General features: G+C 71.2%; 17 protein-coding genes and 1 pseudogene. 6 read left to right on the top strand and 12 right to left on the bottom strand.

Translation table 11 applies throughout. The features are described from left to right. Position 1: 1 nt before the first annotated feature. The 5 genes from ACZ4MF_RS17750 to ACZ4MF_RS17730 form a co-directional block, all read right to left on the bottom strand. Entirely contained in the window at positions 2-1,345 is a 1,344-nt protein-coding gene (locus ACZ4MF_RS17750; RefSeq protein WP_467492897.1) for an LLM class flavin-dependent oxidoreductase, read from the bottom strand. Then, positions 1,342-2,076: an ABC transporter ATP-binding protein gene (locus tag ACZ4MF_RS17745; protein WP_467492896.1), complete on the bottom strand. Its 735-nt coding sequence runs from the start codon at positions 2,074-2,076 to the stop codon at positions 1,342-1,344. The genes ACZ4MF_RS17750 and ACZ4MF_RS17745 overlap by 4 nt, the downstream gene beginning before the upstream one ends. Next, positions 2,052-2,897: an ABC transporter permease gene (locus ACZ4MF_RS17740; protein WP_467492895.1), complete on the bottom strand. Its 846-nt coding sequence runs from the start codon at positions 2,895-2,897 to the stop codon at positions 2,052-2,054. The genes ACZ4MF_RS17745 and ACZ4MF_RS17740 overlap by 25 nt, the downstream gene beginning before the upstream one ends. After that, positions 2,894-3,937 carry an ABC transporter substrate-binding protein gene (locus ACZ4MF_RS17735; protein WP_467492894.1) on the bottom strand — a complete coding sequence of 348 codons (1,044 nt, stop codon included), beginning with the start codon at positions 3,935-3,937 and terminating at the stop codon, positions 2,894-2,896. Before ACZ4MF_RS17735 ends, ACZ4MF_RS17740 begins: the two co-directional genes overlap by 4 nt. Before the next feature lie 205 nt (positions 3,938-4,142). Then, positions 4,143-5,357: an ROK family protein gene (locus tag ACZ4MF_RS17730; protein ID WP_467492893.1), complete on the bottom strand. Its 1,215-nt coding sequence runs from the start codon at positions 5,355-5,357 to the stop codon at positions 4,143-4,145. A gap of 476 nt (positions 5,358-5,833) precedes the next feature. On the opposite strand from ACZ4MF_RS17730, the gene ACZ4MF_RS17725 reads away from it, so the two are divergent. Next, on the top strand, positions 5,834-6,418 hold the full coding sequence (locus tag ACZ4MF_RS17725) for a biotin transporter BioY (protein ID WP_467493086.1): 585 nt from the start codon (positions 5,834-5,836) through the stop codon (positions 6,416-6,418). 6 nt (positions 6,419-6,424) lie between these two features. On the opposite strand, the pseudogene ACZ4MF_RS17720 reads toward ACZ4MF_RS17725, so the two are convergent. Both ACZ4MF_RS17720 and ACZ4MF_RS17715 read right to left on the bottom strand, forming a co-directional pair. Continuing rightward, positions 6,425-7,743, bottom strand: a pseudogene (locus tag ACZ4MF_RS17720) (FAD-binding oxidoreductase); the annotation flags it as partial. 76 nt (positions 7,744-7,819) lie between these two features. After that, positions 7,820-9,244 (bottom strand): amino acid permease, encoded by a 1,425-nt coding sequence (locus ACZ4MF_RS17715; protein ID WP_467492892.1) that lies wholly within the window; start codon positions 9,242-9,244, stop codon positions 7,820-7,822. A 228-nt stretch (positions 9,245-9,472) separates the two neighbouring features. Here ACZ4MF_RS17715 and ACZ4MF_RS17710 point away from each other — a divergent pair, with 228 nt between their 5' ends. Together ACZ4MF_RS17710 and ACZ4MF_RS17705 are read left to right on the top strand one after the other, a co-directional pair. After that, positions 9,473-9,958, top strand: a complete 486-nt coding sequence (locus ACZ4MF_RS17710) for a ribose-5-phosphate isomerase (RefSeq protein WP_376285556.1) — start codon at positions 9,473-9,475, stop codon at positions 9,956-9,958. Between the two features lie 64 nt (positions 9,959-10,022). Then, positions 10,023-10,832, top strand: coding sequence for an Fpg/Nei family DNA glycosylase (locus tag ACZ4MF_RS17705; RefSeq protein WP_467492891.1), 810 nt, complete (start codon positions 10,023-10,025; stop codon positions 10,830-10,832). Between the two features lie 14 nt (positions 10,833-10,846). Here the strand turns inward: ACZ4MF_RS17705 and ACZ4MF_RS17700 are convergent, their stop codons facing one another. Next, positions 10,847-12,094: a GNAT family N-acetyltransferase gene (locus tag ACZ4MF_RS17700; RefSeq protein WP_467492890.1), complete on the bottom strand. Its 1,248-nt coding sequence runs from the start codon at positions 12,092-12,094 to the stop codon at positions 10,847-10,849. A gap of 198 nt (positions 12,095-12,292) precedes the next feature. On the opposite strand from ACZ4MF_RS17700, the gene ACZ4MF_RS17695 reads away from it, so the two are divergent. Both ACZ4MF_RS17695 and ACZ4MF_RS17690 read left to right on the top strand, forming a co-directional pair. Then, a complete protein-coding gene (locus ACZ4MF_RS17695; protein WP_467492889.1) occupies positions 12,293-13,471 on the top strand; it encodes a SpoIIE family protein phosphatase in 1,179 nt (392 codons plus the stop codon). 97 nt (positions 13,472-13,568) lie between these two features. Then, positions 13,569-14,084 carry an HD domain-containing protein gene (locus ACZ4MF_RS17690; RefSeq protein ID WP_467492888.1) on the top strand — a complete coding sequence of 172 codons (516 nt, stop codon included), beginning with the start codon at positions 13,569-13,571 and terminating at the stop codon, positions 14,082-14,084. 52 nt (positions 14,085-14,136) lie between these two features. On the opposite strand, the gene ACZ4MF_RS17685 is transcribed toward ACZ4MF_RS17690, so the two are convergent. Then, positions 14,137-15,330 (bottom strand): acyltransferase family protein, encoded by a 1,194-nt coding sequence (locus ACZ4MF_RS17685; RefSeq protein ID WP_467492886.1) that lies wholly within the window; start codon positions 15,328-15,330, stop codon positions 14,137-14,139. Between the two features lie 431 nt (positions 15,331-15,761). Here ACZ4MF_RS17685 and ACZ4MF_RS17680 point away from each other — a divergent pair, with 431 nt between their 5' ends. Then, a complete protein-coding gene (locus tag ACZ4MF_RS17680; RefSeq protein WP_356022800.1) occupies positions 15,762-15,956 on the top strand; it encodes a hypothetical protein in 195 nt (64 codons plus the stop codon). A gap of 236 nt (positions 15,957-16,192) precedes the next feature. On the opposite strand, the gene ACZ4MF_RS17675 is transcribed toward ACZ4MF_RS17680, so the two are convergent. From ACZ4MF_RS17675 to ACZ4MF_RS17665, 3 genes are all read right to left on the bottom strand, one after another. Next, positions 16,193-16,513 (bottom strand): hypothetical protein, encoded by a 321-nt coding sequence (locus ACZ4MF_RS17675; RefSeq protein WP_467492885.1) that lies wholly within the window; start codon positions 16,511-16,513, stop codon positions 16,193-16,195. Between the two features lie 531 nt (positions 16,514-17,044). Continuing rightward, positions 17,045-18,280 (bottom strand): helix-turn-helix domain-containing protein, encoded by a 1,236-nt coding sequence (locus ACZ4MF_RS17670; protein WP_467492884.1) that lies wholly within the window; start codon positions 18,278-18,280, stop codon positions 17,045-17,047. Then, positions 18,277-18,597 carry a putative quinol monooxygenase gene (locus ACZ4MF_RS17665; RefSeq protein WP_467492883.1) on the bottom strand — a complete coding sequence of 107 codons (321 nt, stop codon included), beginning with the start codon at positions 18,595-18,597 and terminating at the stop codon, positions 18,277-18,279. The genes ACZ4MF_RS17670 and ACZ4MF_RS17665 overlap by 4 nt, the downstream gene beginning before the upstream one ends. Positions 18,598-18,628 lie beyond the last annotated feature (31 nt).

The raw sequence follows: 18,628 nt of genomic DNA, 5'->3' as shown, positions 1-18,628 counted from the left end.
GTCAGGCGAGGGCGGGAGCGGGGGTCAGGTACTGATTGGCGGGGCGGGGCAGGCCGTAGCGCTCACGGAGGGTCTGCCGGGGGCCGTACTCGTCGCGGAACAGACCTCGGGCGCGCAGGATCGGTACGACGTGCTCGACGAACGCGTCCAGGCCGGAGGGCAGCACCGGGGGCATGATGTTGAAGCCGTCGGCGGCGCCCTGCGTGAACCAGGTCTCGATCCGGTCGGCGACCTGCTCGGGCGTGCCGGCGAAGGTGAGGTGCCCGCGCCCGCCGCCGAGCCGTCCGATCAGCTGCCGGACGGTGAGGCGCTCGCGCCGGGCCAGTTCGACCACGAGCGTGTAGCGGCTCCTGGCGCCCTCGATGGCCGACTCGGGCGGCAGATCGGCGGGCAGTCCGGCATCCAGCTCCAGCGCCCCGGCGGGGAGTCTCAGCAGGTTCTCCAGCCGGGCCACCCCGTGGTCGTACACGATGTGGTCCTCCAGCAGCCGCTCGGCCGCCCGCGCCTGCGCCTCCGTCGAGCCGAGGACGGGCACGATCCCGGGCAGCACCTTGATGTGTCCGGGGGCGCGGCCCGCCCGCTCCGTCCGGGACTTGAGGTCGGCGTAGAAGGCCTGCGCGTCGGCGAGGGTCTGCTGCGCGGTGAAGACCGCCTCCGCGTACCGGGCCGCGAACGCCTTGCCGTCCTCGCTCGACCCCGCCTGCACGAGCAGGGGGTAACCCTGGGGCGAGCGCGGGACGTTGAGGGCGCCGGCGACGCTGAAGTACGGGCCCTGGTGCGCGGGCGGATGGATCTTGCTGTCGTCGCCCCAGACGCCGGCCGCCTTGTCGGCGACGATCGCGTCGTCCTCCCAGCTGTCCCACAACTTCAGCGCCACGTCGAGGAACTCGGCGGCGCGGGCGTACCGCTCGGCGTGCGCGGGCTCCGCGTCGAGCCCGAAGTTGCGGGCAGCCTCCGCTCCCGCCGTGGTGACGATGTTCCACCCGGCCCGGCCGCCGCTGATGATGTCCAGCGAGGCGAACTTCCGGGCCAGGTTGTAGGGGGAGTTGTAGGAGGTGGAGGCGGTGGCGATCAGGCCGATGTGTTCGGTCGCCGTCGCCAGCGCGGTCAGCAGGGTCAGCGGTTCCAGGGCGCCGGCCGGGCGCTGGGCGAGGTTGCCCCACAGCTGGGGGCCGTCGGCGAGGAAGAGCGAGTCGAAGGTGCCGCGCTCGGCGATCTGCGCGAGTCGTACGTAGTGCCGGAGGTCGACGTGCGCGTACGGGTCGCTCTCCGGCAGCCGCCACGACGCCTCGTGGTGCCCGGTGTTCATCAGGAACGCGTTCAGGTGGAGCTTTCTGTCCGTCACCGGTGGTCCTCCGTGACACCCAGGGCGGCCAGCAGCCGCTCGCGGTACTCGCCCAGGACCGGCTCGCGGTACGAGCGCGGATGGGGGTGGTCGATGGTCAGGTCGAGGCCGATGCGGCCACGGTCGAGGACGAGGACCCGGTCGGCGAGCACGATCGCCTCGTCCACGTCGTGGGTGACCAGCAGCACGGACGGCCGGTGCCGTTGCCACAGGTCGCGCAGCAGGGCGTGCATCCTGATCCGGGTCAGCGCGTCCAGCGCGCCGAACGGCTCGTCGGCCAGGAGCAGTTCGGGCTCACGGACCAGGGAGCGGGCGAGCGCGGCCCGCTGGGCCTCGCCGCCGGACAGCTCGCCCGGCCAGGCCCGCTCGCGCCCCTTCAGCCCGACCTCCGCGAGGGCGGCCCGGCCCCGCTCGGCGGCGTCCTTGCCGTCGGTGCCCAGCAGCACGTTGTCCAACACCCGGCGCCAGGGCAGCAGCCGGGCGTCCTGGAAGACGACCGACACCCGCTCCGGCGCCGTGAGCCGCCCGCCGCCCGCGACCCCGTGGTCCAGCCCCGCGATCGCCCGCAGCAGCGTGGACTTGCCCGAGCCGCTGTGCCCGAGCAGGGCCGTGAACTGTCCGGCGGGCAGTTCGAGATCGATGCCGTCGAGGACCGTGCGCCCGCCGAACGACCGGGTCAGACCCGCGAGCCGTACGGCGGGACGGGTCAGCTGCTCAGTGTGCGGCGCCATGACAGCACCCTCCGTTCGACGAGTCGGACCGCGCTGTCGGAGACCAGGCCGAAGACGCCGTAGATCAGGAGCCCGACCAGGATCACGTCGGTCTGGCCGTAGTTCTGCGCCTGGAACATCAGGTAGCCGAGGCCGCTGGTGGCGTTGATCTGCTCCAGCACCACCAGGCCCAGCCAGGAGCCGGTCACCCCGAGCCGGAGTCCCACGAAGAATCCGGGCAGCGCGCCGGGGATCACCACCTGGCGGACGAAGGCGAGCCTCGACAGGCCCTGCACCTCGGCGAGTTCGACGTACCGGCTGTCGATGCCGGCCAGCGCGGCATGCGTGTTCAGATAGACCGGGATGTAGACGACGATCGCGATGATCGCGACCTTGAAGGTCTCCCCGATGCCCAGCCAGAGGATGAACAACGGGATCAGGCCGAGGGTCGGGACCGCCCGGTTGAGCTGCACGGTCCCGTCGATCAGTGCCTCCCCGGTCCGGCTGAGCCCGGCGGCGAGCGCGAGCAGTACGCCTGCCGCGAGCCCGATCGCGAAGCCGTACGCGGCGCGCCTCAGGGAGGTCAGGACGTCGGTGGACAGCGTGCCGTCGGTCCACAGGTGACCGGCGGTCCGCAGTACCGTCCAGGGCGCTGGTATGGCGCTCGCGTCGAGGGTTCCGGCGGCGGAGGCGGCGGCCCAGAGCACCAGGACGAGCAGGGGGCCGACCAGCCGGGCGGCGGGCAGCCGGCGACCGGGGGAGAGCCGGCGGCGCCGCCGGACCTGGGGGAGTTCCCGGGCCTGGGCCGCCGGGACGGCGGTCGTCGTGGTCACGGCGGTCATTTCCGGTACTCCTCGGGTACGGCCTTGGCGGCGATCGACTCGAAGCGGTGGTCGAAGAGCGAGGAGACGTCGAACTTCTTCACGAACCCGCCCTCGGCGAGCAGGTCGGCGGTCTCCTGCTCCCACCTGATCGCCTCGTCCCAACGGGGCGGGAACAGCGGCTTGTTGGCCAGCTTGGTGATGCCCTGCGCCTGCGCCAGGGTCAGGTTCTGCGTCTTGACGTAGAACTCCTCGTTCCATTCGTCCGGGTGCTCGTGCGCCCACACCTGGCCCTGCGCCCACTGCGGGATGTACGCGGCGATCGCGGCGGCCTTGGCGGGGTCGTTCAGCACGGACTGCGGCGCCCACAGCAGGTTGAGCAGGTCGACGACGTCCGTGTCGACGGCGCGGGCGCCCTTGGGGCCGTACTGCTTCAGGTAGGCGGGTGCCTGGCTGTTGGCGAGCGGGGCCACGTCCACCTGGCCGGACTGGAGGGCGGTGAAGAACTGGTTGCTGGTCAGCGGGACCAGCTTCACCTCGTCGTACGCCAGACCCGCCTGCTTCAGCGCCCGCAGCAGGACGACCCCCTGCGCCTGGCCCTGGGAGAAGGCGAGCCGCTTGCCCTTGAAGTCGGCGGTCGTACGGATGTCGCTGCCGGGCCTGGTGGCGAAGAGGTAGTTCGGCCTGCGGGTGAGGTCGATCGCCACGATCTTCGCGGCGTAGCCCTGGTAGTGCGCCTGGATGGGCGGGATGCCCGCATTGTTGGCGAGGTCCAGGGACCCGGCGCGGAAGGCGTTGATGACGTCCGGACCGGCCCCGATGTTCAGCCAGTTCGACACGGTGAACGGCAGCTCGGGCAGCTTCGCCAGCCGGAACTGGAGCTGCTGCTGTCCCAGGTAGGAGGCGATCTTCAGGCTGGTCCCGGCCGGGACCTTGTCGGCGAGCGGCCTGGTGGCGGCGCCCTTGGTCTCGGCGGAGGCCTCGCCCTTGGCGCAGCCGCTGAGGCCTGCCACGGCCGCTGACGCGCCCAGCAAGGAGGAGAGAAAGACACGACGGTGCATGGGAGAACTCCCAAGGGAAAAGAGGGGAAACGCAGCAGGAATTCCGGGAAGACAGGCCGGAGGGAGAAAGGCTCGCACAGCGGGCAACACGCGCTTCATGCGCGGCAATGTGTCAGCAACAGAGGGTGCGACAACTCCTGAGCGGGTCCATGACCAGCATGTTCCTGGCCATGGTCGACCCCTGTCAACATTCCGAGTTTCTGAATTAAATAGCCCCAGGTGATGTGCCCAGTGGATCGCGGAAGAGCATGTCGAGGGCCACTGACCCGCCGGCGACCGCCAGCACGGAATCCGGGAAACTCGTGGGCAGTACGGCCGCCGTACGACGTATTCCGGCCGATTCTCTGAGCGCGCTCAGGCAGTCCTCGAAATGGATCACGCCCACCTCGGTGACCACGACGGTCTCCGGGTTGAGCACGTCCAGCAGCAGCCCGGCCGCCCGCCCCGTCATCCGGGCCCGCTCCACCAGCAGCCGCCGGGCCACCGCGTCCCCGGCCGCCGCCGCGGCCACCACGTGCATCGGATTCACCGAGTCGGTCACCCCGGCCGCCCGGGCCCGCCGGCACAGCGTCCGCTCGCTCAGCTCCACCTGGAGGCAGCCCGTGCGGCCGCACGGGCAGGGCTCGCTGCCGCCCGGCAGCGGCAGATGCGCGATCGCCCCGGCCGCCGAACGCGGCCCGTGGTGCACCTCGTCATGGGTGGCGAAGGCCGCGTCGACCACGTTGCCCACGAACAGATGCAGCACGCTCCCGCTGCCCCGGGCCCGCCCGAACAGCCGCTCCCCGTTCACCAACGCCCGCGCGTGCCCGTCCACATGGACCGGGAGCCCGGTGCGCGCGCCGAGCAGCTCCCGCACCGGCACCTCCCGCCAGCCCAGCAGCTCGTGCTCCACCACCGTGCCCGTCGCCCGGTCCACCCAGCCGCCGACGGCCACCCCGACCCCGAGCGCCCGCCGGCCCGGTACCCCGGCCAGCAGCCCCGCGAGCCCCTCGGCGGCCCGCGCCAACACCGGGCCGGGCTCGGTGCGTTCGTGCTTCAGCTCGTGCCGGGCCACCACCCGGCCGCGCAGGTCCAGCAGGGCGACCGTGGTGTACGGCACGGCCACGTGCACCCCGCCGACCAGGAACCCGGTGTCGTCCAGATCGACGGGGACGTGCGGCCGGCCGACCCCGTTCGAGCGGCGCGGCACGGCGGACTCCCGGATCAGGCCGAGGCCGGCGAGCCGGGCGCAGTGCTCGGTCACCGACGCCGGCGACAACCCGGTCAGCCGGGCGACGGTGCTGCGCGCCACCGGTCCGTGCTCCAGCACGGACCGCAGGACGACACTGGCGCTGGTACGCCGCCGGTCGCTGTCGGCGGCCCGCGGGACGGGCGGGTGCGGAACGGGCGAGTCGAGGGTGGACACCGCGGTACGGGGCATGGAGGACCGTCCTCGGGAACGGGGGCCGACACGTCGCGGGAGGGCGGGGCGTGCCGAGCGCGCCCCTAACCCGGGCGGCGACAGGTGGCCGCGCCCTGGCGTCGCAGGTCGACGTAGCGACGCGACGTGAAGTACCGGGCCTGGGCAACCATGTGAGCGAAGCTAGCAAAACGCCCCCGCGCTGCCCAGAGCACGACCGACGGGCGAGACGGGCCCCGCGGGGGTCCGGGGACTCGGCGTATCGGCCGGGGCTTTGGCGGGAGCCCACAGTCCCGGTCCGCCGTGGGGAAGTGAGTCGGGCGTCTCCACCTCAGTGACCGGCATCACGCCGTAGCCGGTGTAACCCGCATCCTTTGTACGGAGCCCACCAACGCCCGGCGGGGGCCTTTGTCGACCGATGACGGTGATCGACGCGAGCGGCGCGGTATAGCGTCACGATGTTCCCGCCTGCCCGCCCACTCACCCGCGGAGTCCCCATGAGCACCGCCACCGCCCTCGCCCGCCCCGGCGCCGTCCTCGCCGACCTGCTTCCGGCGTCCCGTGTCCGCGACGCGGCCCTCGTCGTCGGCGGCGCCGTACTCACCGGCATCGCCGCCCAGGTGGCCGTCCCGGTGCCGCACTCCCCGGTGCCGGTGACCGGCCAGACCTTCGCCGCGCTGCTCGTCGGCACCACGCTCGGCGCCCGCCGCGGCTTCCTGTCCCTCGCTCTGTACGCGCTCGCGGGCGTGGCCGGTGTGCCGTGGTTCGCGCAGGGCGGCTCCGGCGCGGGCGCGGTCTCCTTCGGCTATGTCCTCGGCATGCTGCTCGCCTCGGCCGCCGTCGGTGCCCTGGCCCGGCGCGGCGCCGACCGCTCCCCGCTGCGGATGGCGGGCACGATGGTCCTCGGCGAGGCGATCATCTACGCCGTCGGCGTGCCCTACCTGGCCCTGGCGGCCCACCTCTCCCTCTCCCAGGCCGTCGCCGCCGGCCTCACCCCGTTCCTGATCGGCGACGCCCTCAAGGCCGCCCTGGCGATGGGCGTACTGCCCACCGCCTGGAAGGTCGTCAACAAGCAGCGCTGACGCCGAGTTCCTGCGGAAGAGGTTCGCCGGGTCGTACGTCTCCTTGACCCGGGCGAGCCTCTTTCGCGTATCGGGGTCATACAGGCCCGCGCTCCGGTCGCCCGCCCCGAAGGCGAAGTTGAGCGACCGCCCGAGGGTGTCCTCGGCCAGCAGTGCGAACGCCGGGTCCAGCAGCGACCGCGCCCGCTCGCCGGCCGTCAGCAGCCGCACCAGGAACCGCCCCTCGCGCCACGGCACGGCGTTCGGCGCCGGCCGGGCCAGCGCCCCGCCGAGATGGTTGACCTGCACGACACACGTCGCGGGCGCCCCGGGCCCGGTCGCCCGCAGCAACTCCCCGGCCCGCTCGACGTCAAGGTCCCGCAGCACCGCGCTGTCGCCGTGGTAGGCGTGCGGGAAGTCCGGGTCGCTGTGGATGGTGTGGCTCTCGGCGTACGGCATCGTGCGCAGCGTGTCCGACAGCGCCGGCCCGATCTCCCGCAGCGGGGCGACCAGGGCGTCCCCGTCGGCGCCGGTGTGGGCCACCCGGATCGAGACGACGTACGTCCCGCGCAGGTGCGGGGGCAGTGCGGGCAGATCCGGGTGGGGGACGGCGGCGAAGGACGAGGTCAGCCCGTCCGGCACCGTCCGGGTCCAGGCCTCGTACGCGCGCAGCGCGGCCGCCGGGTCCACCACCCGCCCGTCGAAGGCGAGCGAACCGCCGTACAGGGTGCGCACCGGGACGAGCCCGATCTCCAGCTCGGTGACGACGCCGAGGTTCTGCCCGGCGCCCAGCAGCGCCCAGTACAGCTCGGGGTCCGCCTCCGGGGTGACCCGGCGCGCCTCGCCGTCGGCGGTGACGACCTCCAGCCACCGCACATGGTCGGCCGCGTAACCGAACTCCCGCGCCAGGATGCCGAGCCCGCCGCCGAGGGCGTACGACACCGCGCCCACGCTCGGCGCCGACCCTCCCCCACTGCCTAAAGCGTGGGAGGTGCCCCCAACGGCGCCGGCCCGTACGGTTCGGCCGCCGCGACCGCCTGCCCCCAGCGCACCCCGGCCCGCACCCGGACGGTACGGGCCGCGGGGTCGACGGTCAGCCCGTCCATGTGCCGTGTCGACACGAGCAGCCCGCCCTCGTATCCGCCGGGCAGCCCGTGCCCGGTCGCCTGGACGCCCACGGGCATGCCGCGCGCGGCCGCGTGGCGTACGGCGGCCACGACGTCGGCCGTCGAGCGGGCGGGGGCGATCAGCGCGGGCCGCTGGGCGAAACCGAGCTGGAAACCGGCGAGTTCGTCGTCGTATCCCCGGTCGCCGGGGCGGAGGAAGGCGGAGGCGGTGTTGGTCATGGAACGCAGTGTGGCCGCATAACCTGACAGGTGGCGTCAGGTTATGCGGCCATGTACCGGATCTTCGCGCGGGGCGTCAGCCGGTGGTGACCTTCTCGGCCTCCTCGACGGCGGCGGCCGGGACGCGGCCCGCCTCGACCTTCTGCTTCACCACGGCGATGACGACCACGAGCGCCGCCACGCCCAACGACAGCAGCACGGTGGTACGGCCGCTGCTCTCGCCCTTGGTGTCGGTCAGCATGTAGCCGAGGACGAAGACGATGAAGGCGGCCGTCACCCAGGTCAGGTACGGATACAGCCACATCTTCACGACGAGCTTCTCCGGCGCCTCCCGCTGGATGATCCTGCGCATCCGCAGCTGCGAGAAGCAGATGACCAGCCACACGAACAGGGCCACCGCACCCGAGGAGTTGACGAGGAAGAGGAAGACGGTGTCCGGGTAGGCGTAGTTGAAGAAGACCGCCACGAAGCCGAAGACGACCGACGCCAGGATCGCCGCCATCGGCACACCGCGCGCGGTGGTACGGGCGAACGCCTTCGGCGCGTCACCGCGCTCGCCCAGCGAGAACGCCATGCGGGAGGCGGTGTACAGGCCGGAGTTGAGACAGGACAGCACCGCCGTCAGCACGACGACGTTCATGATCTCGCCGGCGTGCGCGATCCCGAGGGAGTTCAGCGCGGCGACGTACGAGCCCTGCTTCGCGAGGGACGGGTCGTTCCAGGGCAGCAGCGAGACCACGACGAGGATCGAGCCGAGGTAGAAGACGCCGATACGCCAGATGATGCTGTTGGTGGCCTGGGTGACCGCGCGCTGCGGGTTCTCCGACTCGCCGGCCGCCAGGGTGGCGATCTCGCTGCCCATGAACGAGAAGACGACCAGCAGCACACCGGTGAGGATCGTGCCCGGACCGTGCGGCAGGAAGCCGCCGTGGCTGGTGAGGTTCCCGAAGGACGCCTTGTCGGTGTGCGCGCCCGGCAGGACGCCGAACACGGCCAGCAGACCGATGACGATGAACGCGCCGATCGCCACGACCTTGATGCCGGCGAACCAGAACTCGAACTCGCCGTAGGAGCCGACGGAGACCAGGTTGGTCGCGGTCAGCACGGCCATCACGATGAGCGCCCAGCCCCACTGCGGTACGGCCGGCACCCAGCCCGCGAGGATCTTGGCGCCTGCGGTGCCCTCGACGGCCAGCACGACGACCCAGAAGAACCAGTAGAGCCAGCCGATGGAGAAGCCGGCCCAGCGGCCCAGCGCACGGTCGGCGTGCGCGGAGAAGGAGCCGGAGGTGGGGTTCGCGGCGGACATCTCGCCCAGCATCCGCATCACGAGGACGACGAGGGTGCCGACGAGCGCGTACGACAGGAGGATGCCGGGTCCCGCGGTCGCGATACCGGAGCTGGAGCCGACGAAGAGGCCGGCCCCGATGACGCCACCGATCGCGATCATCGTCAGATGGCGGTTCTTGAGTCCTGCTTGGAGTCCCGAACCAGGGGTCATGGACGGTTTCCTTTACGCCAGGTGTGGAGCAAATTCGCACGAGCGGTGTACGAGTCGGACCAGTGAATCGGAGGCGAACGGATTCGGGAACCTCTGAAACGGGATCGTTACTTGAGGTTCCCTTGAGGTTCTATGGTTTTGCTCACACATTTCGGACTGAACGGCGGTCGCGTCCGGGGCCCGGCACCCGGGGCTGCTGCGCCGCATGGGTCATGTCACACTCATGGCATGCGCGTGTACCTCGGCTCCGACCATGCGGGCTACGAACTCAAGAACCACCTCGTCGACTGGCTCAAGGCGGCGGGGCACGAGCCCGTCGACTGCGGGCCGCACATCTACGACGCCCAGGACGACTACCCGCCCTTCTGCCTCCGCGCGGCGGAGCGTACGGCCGCGGACCCCGAGGCCCTCGGCATCGTGATCGGCGGCTCCGGCAACGGCGAGCAGATCGCCGCGAACAAGGTCAAGGGCGTGCGGGCGGCGCTGGCCTGGAGCGAGGAGACCGCGTCGCTGGGCCGCCAGCACAACAACGCCAACGTGGTGGCGGTGGGCGCGCGCATGCACACGCAGGACGAGGCGACGAAGTTCGTCGAGACCTTCCTCGGCACCCCGTTCTCGGGCGACGAGCGCCACATCCGCCGCATCGACATGCTGTCGGCCTACGAGACGACCGGCGACCTGCCCCCGATCCCGGCCCACCACCCCCAGCAGTAGGGCCCCCGGGGGCTCCGCCCCCGGCCCCCCGGCCCCCCGTCCTCCCTGAAAGGACAGCTCAGCCTTGCCGGAAGGGCACACCATTCACCGGCTGGCCCAGGACTACGCCGAGCGTTTCCGGGGCACCGCCCCGCGGGTGACCAGCCCCCAGGGCAAGTTCTCCGACGCCGCCGCCCTGCTGGACAGAGCCACGCTGACGGCCACCGAAGCCCACGGCAAGCACCTCTTCCTCCGCTTCCGGGACACCGACTGGGTCCACATCCACCTCGGCCTCTTCGGCAAGGTCGGCTTCGGCAGCGCCCCCGCACCGCCGCCGACCGACACCGTCCGGCTCCGGCTCGTCAACGACACCGCCTACGTCGACCTGCGCGGGCCGACCACGTGCGCGCTGATCACGGACGCCGAGAAGGACGCCGTACACGACCGCCTCGGCCCCGATCCGCTGCGCGAGGACGCCGACCCGAGCGCGGCCTACCGCCGTGTCTCGCGCAGCCGTACGACGATCGCCGCCCTGCTCATGGACCAGAAGATCGTCGCCGGCGTCGGCAACGTCTACCGCGCCGAGGTCCTCTTCCGGCACCGCATCGACCCCTACCGGGCGGGCCGGGACATCACCCCGGCGCAGTGGGACGCCGTCTGGGGCGATCTCGTCGCGCTGATGCGCGAGGGCGTGCGGAACAACCGCATCGACACCGTCCGGCCCGAGCACACCCCCGAGGCCATGGGCCGCCCGCCGCGCGTGGACGACCACGGTGGTGAGGTGTACGTCTACCGCCGCGCCGCCCAGGCCTGCCACGTCTGCGGCGACGAGATCCGCACCGCCGGCCTCGCCGCCCGCAACCTCTTCTGGTGCCCCACCTGTCAGAAGCCCTGAACCGGGCAGCGGCGTCAGAAGCCGTGCGGCAGCCACGGCGGCACCGGTGAGCCGAACGCCACCGACGCCTCCGTGAGCGCCCCCGGCCGCAGCTCCTGCACCCGCCCGGCGCGCGCGAGCGACAGCAGGCTCACGCCGCCGAGGTAGGCTGCCCCCAACTCCCGTACGGACAGGGCGAGATCGGCGGCGTCCGTGGTCCGCTCGCAGGACGCGCCCTTCGGGTCGCCCGCGAGCCGCAGACGGCCCGCGTTCCAGGGGCAGAAGGCGTCCTCGACCTCGAACACGACGTCCAGCGGGGTCTGGTACGTGCGGGCCGACAGGGCCGCGGCGACATCGACCAGGCGGACGTGACCGGAGTCCCGCAGGCGCGGGCGGCAGCGGCGGATGTCGCTCACCAGGTACTGCCAGGCGTCGTCCACGGGGCGCCCGTGCAGGCTCAGCGTCGACATCAGGTCGATGCCGAACAGGAAGCGCCACAGCGCCGCGTCCGTCGCCGGGTCCAGCGCGGCCAGGTCCTCCAGCTTCACCGTGCCGTCGTGCCCGTCCGGCCCCCAGCCGAGCTTGGTGCGGTAGCGGGCGTACCCGGTGATCCGTCCGTCCCGCTCCGCGACCACGCACCGCAGCGCCGACGCGCCCTCCCGCTCGCTCTCCGGGTCCAGCAGACCCACCCGCTCCCAGCCCGGCTGCCGGGCCAGCATCCCGGGCCGGCCCGGCACCAGGGCCGCGTACACCGACTCGCACGCGTCGAGTACGTCGGCGGGCTCCGCGTACCGCACCCGCACGTCCTCCGTGCCGGCGGGCAGCGTGAGCGAGACCCGGCTCGTGTCGATCTCGGCCGTCAGCTGGAGGGCCGCCGCGCCGTAGCCGAAGCGGCCGTAGATGGCCGGCTCGGACGCGAACAGGACCGCCAGGGGCTCGCCCAGCGCACGGACGTCGTCCAGCTGCCGGCGCATCATGGAGGTCAGCACCCCGCGCCGCCGGTGCGTGGCCGCCACGCTCACCATGGTCACGCCGGCCGCCGGGACCCCGGCACCGCCCGGCACGGTCATCCGGAAGCTGAACGCCCCGGCCGTCCCGACGATCTGGTCCCCGTCCAGGGCGGCCAGCGAGCGGTCGAACTCCGTGAGGGAGCGGTCCAGTTCGCGCTCCTCGGCCGCGGCGACCCCGCCGAAGGCCCGCACCAGCCCGTCCCACCAGCGGTCGAAGTCCTCCGGCCGCAGCACCGTCAACTCGGTCGCGTGATCTGTCCGCTCTGTCCCCATGGCCCATGCCTATCAAGGCGGCCCGGACCGGGCCAGCGAATTTGCCCGGGACGGGAGCGCGGCGGCCGCGCGTGCCGTTCACTGTGAGGACCAACTGTGCCCAGGAGCCCCGGAAAAGCCGTCGGGGGAGCCCCGGAGGGGGGACAAGTGGGACCTCCCGTGCCAAGGAACCGGTCCGATGGATAGGGTCGCGAACTAATGGCAGCAGGACGAGAGCGGCGCGCGAAGGCCGAGACGTTCACGGCCCGGTGGAAGATGCAGTGGCACCGGGTCCGCACCGGCCTGCGCAGAAGCGCCGTGGACTACTTCCGCGGCGACGGCTCCGACTGGATCGCGTTCGCCGGACTGCTGCTGACCATCCCGGTCCTCATGGCCATGACCCTGGTCGACTCGGTGTGGTGCTCCCCGGCCACGCTGGTGCTGCCGATCGTCGCGGGCGGCCTGCTGCTGCGCCCGGCGAGCCTGCTCGGACTGTACGCGGCCGGGGCGACCGCCCTGATCGTGGAGTCGGTCCGGCTGGGCCCGTACACGGAGGGACCGAGCCGCGTCACCCCGGGCGTGGTCCTCGTCGTCGCGGCCTGCGGCTTCTTCGGCCTGCTCACGGCCCAGTTCCGCAGCCGGGTCGGCGTGCCCTGGCGGCGCGGCGGCACCATGCTGTTCGACCTGCGCGAACGGATCCGGGTACAGAGCAAGCTGCCGAAGCTGCCGCAGGGCTGGCACCACGAGATGGCGCTGCGGCCGGCCGGCGGCCAGTCCTTCTCCGGCGACTTCGTCGTCGCGGCCCGTACGAACGGCGGCCGCACCCTGGAGGTCGTGCTCACGGACGTCTCCGGCAAGGGCATGGACGCGGGCTCGCGCGCCCTGCTCCTGTCGGGCGCCTTCGGCGGCCTCCTCGGCTCCCTGCCCCCGCACGCCTTCCTCCCCGCCGCGAACGGCTACCTCCTGCGCCAGGACTGGGACGAGGGCTTCGCCACCTCCATCCATCTCGTCCTGGACCTCGACTCCGGGGACTACGAGCTGTACACCGCCGGCCATCCGCCGGGCCTCCAGCTCAGCGCGGGCAGCGGCCGCTGGGAGGAGAAGGCCGCCGAGGGCCCGCTGCTCGGCGTGTACGACGGCGCACAGTTCGACCCGGTGAAGGGCTCGCTGCGCCCGGGCGACGTCCTGATGCTCTTCACCGACGGCCTGGTGGAGACCTCCGACCGGGACATCGTCGAGGGCATGGACCGCCTCACCGGCGAGGCCGACCGCTACGTCGCCGGCGGCTTCCACGGCGCCGCCTGGCATCTGATCGAGGCCGTGGCCAAGGACGTCAACGACGACCGGGCCCTGCTCCTGATCTGCCGCCAGTCACCGACACCACCGCAGCTCCACTGATCCACCGCGTGCCTTCGCCGGCGGGGGGCCGGGGTTCCGGTGGGCGGGCGGGGCACCGGGCGGACGGAGCGCGCCGGGGACGGGGCACACTGGGGCGATGACACAGCCCACGCCCGCGTCGTCGCCCGTGCCCGAGCCGGTGGCCGCGCCTTCGTCCGCGCCCGCGGCCCTGCTGACGCTCGCCGAGGTGGAGGCCCTGGCGCGGGCCGCCCACGCGGGGCAGACCGACAAGGCGGGACGGCCGTACGCCGGACACCTCGCCGCCGTCGCCGAGGGCGTGCGCGTCCGCGGCGGGGATGCGGAGCAGATCGCGGCGGCCTGGCTGCACGACGCCGTCGAGGACGACGCGCTCAGCCGGGAGTGGCTGGCGGCGGCCGCCCTGACCGAGCGCACCAAGGCCATCGTGGACGCCCTCACCAAACGGGCGGGGGAGGAGCCGGCGGCGTACGCGCGGCGGATCCTCGCCACCCCGGGCGCGCGCCTGGTGAAGGAGGCCGACCTGGCCCACAACGCCGACCCGGAGCGCCTCGCGGTGCTGGCCGAGCCGACCCGCGGACGACTGACCGAGAAGTACGCGGCGATGCGCGCGCTCCTCGGTCTCGGCGACGAGTGAGCCGAACCACCCAGCCGCGTCGTCGCCGCTCGCCGACCCCACCCCCGACCTCCTAGACGGCGACCGACTCCCGGGCCGCCGCCCTCTCCTTCATCTCCCGCTCGCGGGAGAGCTCGGCCGCGTCCTGCCGGAACGCCCACTCCATCCTCGGCTCCATCGCGAAGTGGAAGACCCGCTGGACCGGCCTGGTGCACAGCAGCGTGACGACGGAGCCCGCCAGCAGCGTCACGACGATCTCGCCGAGCGGGCCGTGCAGCCAGGCGTGGTCGAACCAGCCGCCGTAGGTGGCGGTCTTCACCACGAAGCCGTGCAGCAGATAGCCGTACAGCGTGCCCGCGCCGAGAGCGGTGAACCACGTCCTGCGCCGGGGTACCCAGGCGAAGAAGACGGCGGTCAGCAGCAGCGCACAGGCGAACAGCGCCAGCGTCATGAGCGGGCCGGTCCACCACGGCGCGCCCAGCTTCTGCGCGGCGCTCTCCCGGTAGAACCAGTTGTCGTCCAGGCGCGGCGCGGTCCACCAGCCGACAGCCAGCGCCGCCGCGGCCACCGGCACCGACGCGATCCGCACCCACCTGCGGCGCAGCGCGGCGAAGTGCTCGGGTTCCAGCTTCAGGCCCAGCACGAAGAAGGGCAGGAACTGCAGGACGCGTCCCAGGTCCAGGGCGCCCCCGGTGCCCAGGGAGACCGAGCCGACCACGGCGATCCCGAGCGCGACCGGCACCGGCCGGCGCATCAGCTTCCACAGGGGGCTGCTCAGGCGCCAGACGAACAGCGCGCACAGGAACCACGTCAGGTACCAGGGGGAGACGAGGTCGAACGGCTCGGGGGAGTGGCCGACGAAGTGCCGGAACAGCAGGTACGCCGTCTGGAACACGACGTACGGCACGGCGATCCCGGTGACCAGGCGCTTCAGCCGGTCGGGGCGCATGTCGAAGCTGCGCGAGAAGTAGCCGGAGATGATGACGAACGCCGGCATGTGGAAGGTGTACACGACGTTGTACAGGCCTTCGAGGACGCGGCTGTCGCTCTTGAGCGGCGCCCAGGAGTGGCCCGCGGCCACCAGCACGATCGCCAGGTACTTGACGTTGTCGAAGAACGCGTCGCGCGATGCGCCCGGTCTCCCGGCGGGAGGCTGCCGCTCCTGCGCACCGGCCGGGGTACGCGGACCGGGCACCCCGGCCGCCGGCACGCGCGACGGAGGAAGTGCCCTGCGGAAGTGGCCGAGAGGTGAGGCGGCATCGAACATCTGAGGCACCCTAGCCTCGGCTGTGGAATTTCGTAAAACCCGCCCAGGCATTCCTGGTTAATGTCTTCGAATGTCCCCTGATTTACATGCGCTTGGATCGTTGATTCACCCCAGATGTCCCGATTCATACCCACTAAATGGGGCATATTGCGGCTCTGTGCGATCAATTCGAATTACCTGCGCGCGAGATGTGTGGAGGTGGAAACGAAGTCGCGTAATTACCGGGCGAGTCGGGCCGGTCGCGGTGGCCGAATTACCGTGTACCGCATCGCTCGGACCGGTCCGGTATCCGGCACCCAGCCCCTGATGTATCCCCGACGTTCCGTCACAGGCCGCATAGGGTGCCCCTGTTGGTGGCACGATGGTTCTGGCGGGGGTGCGGGCCGTACCCCCGGGCCGGGAGAGCGGACCGACCTAGGGTGTGATCAGTTGTGGCCATTTCACTGTCTGTGGTGCTGCTGTTGGCGGTCATCCTGGTGGTGCTGATCCGCGGGGGCAACATCAAGGCGGGCCCCGCCATCGTTGCCATGCTTTTCGGCTTCTTCCTGGCCTCCACCGGCATGGCCCCCTCCATCACACGGTTCCTGGACTCGATAGCGCAGTCCATCAACTCGATCAAGTTCTGAGCGGCCCCGGGACGACCGAAGGCCCAGACGGAGGAGGACATCCTCTCGACTGGGCCTTCGGCATACAGAGCGGGCGACGGGAATCGAACCCGCGTAGCTAGTTTGGAAGATCGCGTATGCGGATGCGGCCTGAGCTGGCAAGACGCTGACCTGCGCGTTCCGGGGCTCCTAGCCGCTGTTCCCCGGTGTTCCCCGTTGGTCGCCGCCCGATCGGGCACGATGGGGGCACGCTGGCGTCAGTCCGACTGCCCATCGGACGGATCCGAGAGGTTCCAGGGTGCTACGGAGTTGCCCATCTCGAAGAGGGCCGACAGCTCGTCCAGGATCTGGATGGGGGTACGCCCCTTGCCCTCCGCCTCTGCTGCGGCGACTGCCAACTGAGCTGCAACGTTGACCACCTGGAACATGGTCTCTCGGATGACCGCATCCTTGTCGCAGGCGGCCAGACCCAGTTCGTGGGCCTTCATTGGCATGGCGAACTGGTTGCTTGGCGACTCCAACCGGACGCGGGTCAGAGTGAGGGCGTTACGCATCGTTTCTTGCGGTGTGTACGACATGGTGGGCATCGTCCTCGGAGTGTCTGATGCGATGAATCCGCAGATCGTACTAGATGGGAGTCGGCTCGAATCTAGGCTTCGCCCACTCACCTCAACCCACCACTCTCCCCAGCTCCCATCCCGTACGCCGTCGACCCACACACCGTGGAGCAGGCGTGGTTCCTGGCGTCCAGGTGGAGCGCGCCACTGTACGAACGACCTGGACGCCAGGGGCCGCGTCTGCTCGGCTCTGCCTGGGTCGATGGTGTGCGGGATGGGAGCCCTCAGCATCCGCCACGATGGGCCCGCAGTCGGCGACGGCGCCCCCTCCATCCCGGTGCCGGCCGATCCCCCGCCGGAGGCACTGTTCTGACCGTGCGCGGTGATCGACACATGGCCACCGGCCCTATCCACACGTGGGCGCGCGTCGGCGCAGCGCGGGCGGAGCGGGCCGGAGGCAGGAGCGTCGCCCGCGGCGGAGCCGGGAGCGCGCCCGGCGGAGCGGAGCGCAGCCGGGGCTTGATGAGGTAGAGAAACCTGTAACAGGCCGGTCTAGAGAACAGCGCTCCGCTCGGCCAAGTCGCGGAGCGCTTCAGGCACCCGGGGACCGGAGAGCTGGATCAAGTCGCGGATGACTTCGCGGGCAAGGTGATGGTCTTGGATTTGCTCGGGTGCCAAAGCCTCGGCCTCCAGGATCGCGGCTGTGGCCTCGCCGACGTGTCGCCGCTGCGCGTGTGCTCGCGCCACGTCAAGCAAGAAACGCGACTGCCGCTCGGGCGACAGGCCCGATGTGTCAACGTCCTGGGCCACCTCCAAGGCAAGCCCCGCGTCCCCCAGCTCAACCGCTGTACTCACGGCGTGGACTTCCACGTTCGTCGGCCCGAACTCCGTGTCAAAGTCGTTGCGATCCTCGCCCAACCGCGCCGCGATTCCTCGCGCCAGCTGGATGTGTTCATGGGTCCGCCCCCGGTTCCCCTCCCTCGCGTTGATCACCGCTAGGACCAGGTTCATTGCCCCCAACAGCGACAGTTCTTCGGGCGGGCATGCTGGGGCCTCTGCCCTCGGCACCATGACGGCAACTGCGGACTTTGCTGCCTGCTCGGCCTGCTCCATGTGCTGTTGTCGCATGAAGGCGTGCGCCATGCGGAAGAGGCTCGCAACGACCTCCAAGGGCTGTCCTGCGAGTTCGGCTGCTTGCAGTGCCCGGTCTGCCGCGATCCATGCCGCATCCGCCTGGTCCTGTCGCGTGAAGCTGGCTGCGGCCACCTGGTATGCCTTGGCGCGTAGGGAGTGAAGCTCCGTGCGCTCACCTGCGGGTGCGTGACGTACTGCGGTCTCGATGCTGGGCAACAGCTTGGCCAGATGATCGCTCAGAGCCGCGTAACTCGATGCGTGCACGAGAGTCCATGCCTCTTCGACCTGGTCACGGAAGTCGGCAAGCGACGGAGTCGGCTCGGTCGGCGCCTGCTGAAACAGGCTGCCCAACGCAGGGTGGCCCGTGAGGGCTACTCGTAGTCCGTCAAGGTCGTTGCTCCTCGCTGGTGCCTCTGGTTCGGCTTCCTCTGCTGGGGGAGCATCCGGCCGAAGCTCTCGCACGGACACGTTGAGCGCGTCGGCCAGAGCTTGCAGCACCGACAGTCGCTCGACGGGCTGTACGCCTCTTTCGACCTGCGACACCCAGCTCTCTGAGCGCCCCATCGCGGCGGCAAGATCGCTCTGTGACATGCCTGCGGCGCGACGTAGCTCCTTGACCCTCGGGCCCAGGGCCGTGGCGTCGGAAGTTGTCACTTCTCGGCCCCGGTGGGGTACTTGCCAGCGTACGGCTGAAGGCGGTCAACCTCGGTCTTCTCGACGTACTTGTCCCGCTCCGTCAGGAAGTGGCGCGTGTGCGGCTGGCGCTCATGCTCCTCGAAGGCGGCTCGGTCGGCATACAGCTCGAAGAAGATCCGCTCATTGGGAGCTCCTTCGACCTCGTGGCACGCGTACACCAGCGTGCCCGGCTCGTGTGCCTGGATCCCTGCGGCGGTCTCTCGGATCAGCGCGTCAAACGCCGCACCAGCGCCATCGCGGAGCGTGAAGCGGACAAACAACCCGTAATTGCTCATTTCTTCCTCCCTTGTCTCCGTGCTCAGTCTC

This window comes from Streptomyces sp. NPDC025793, from assembly GCF_055558375.1.
This window is presented reverse-complemented; position numbering and strand designations above follow the sequence as displayed.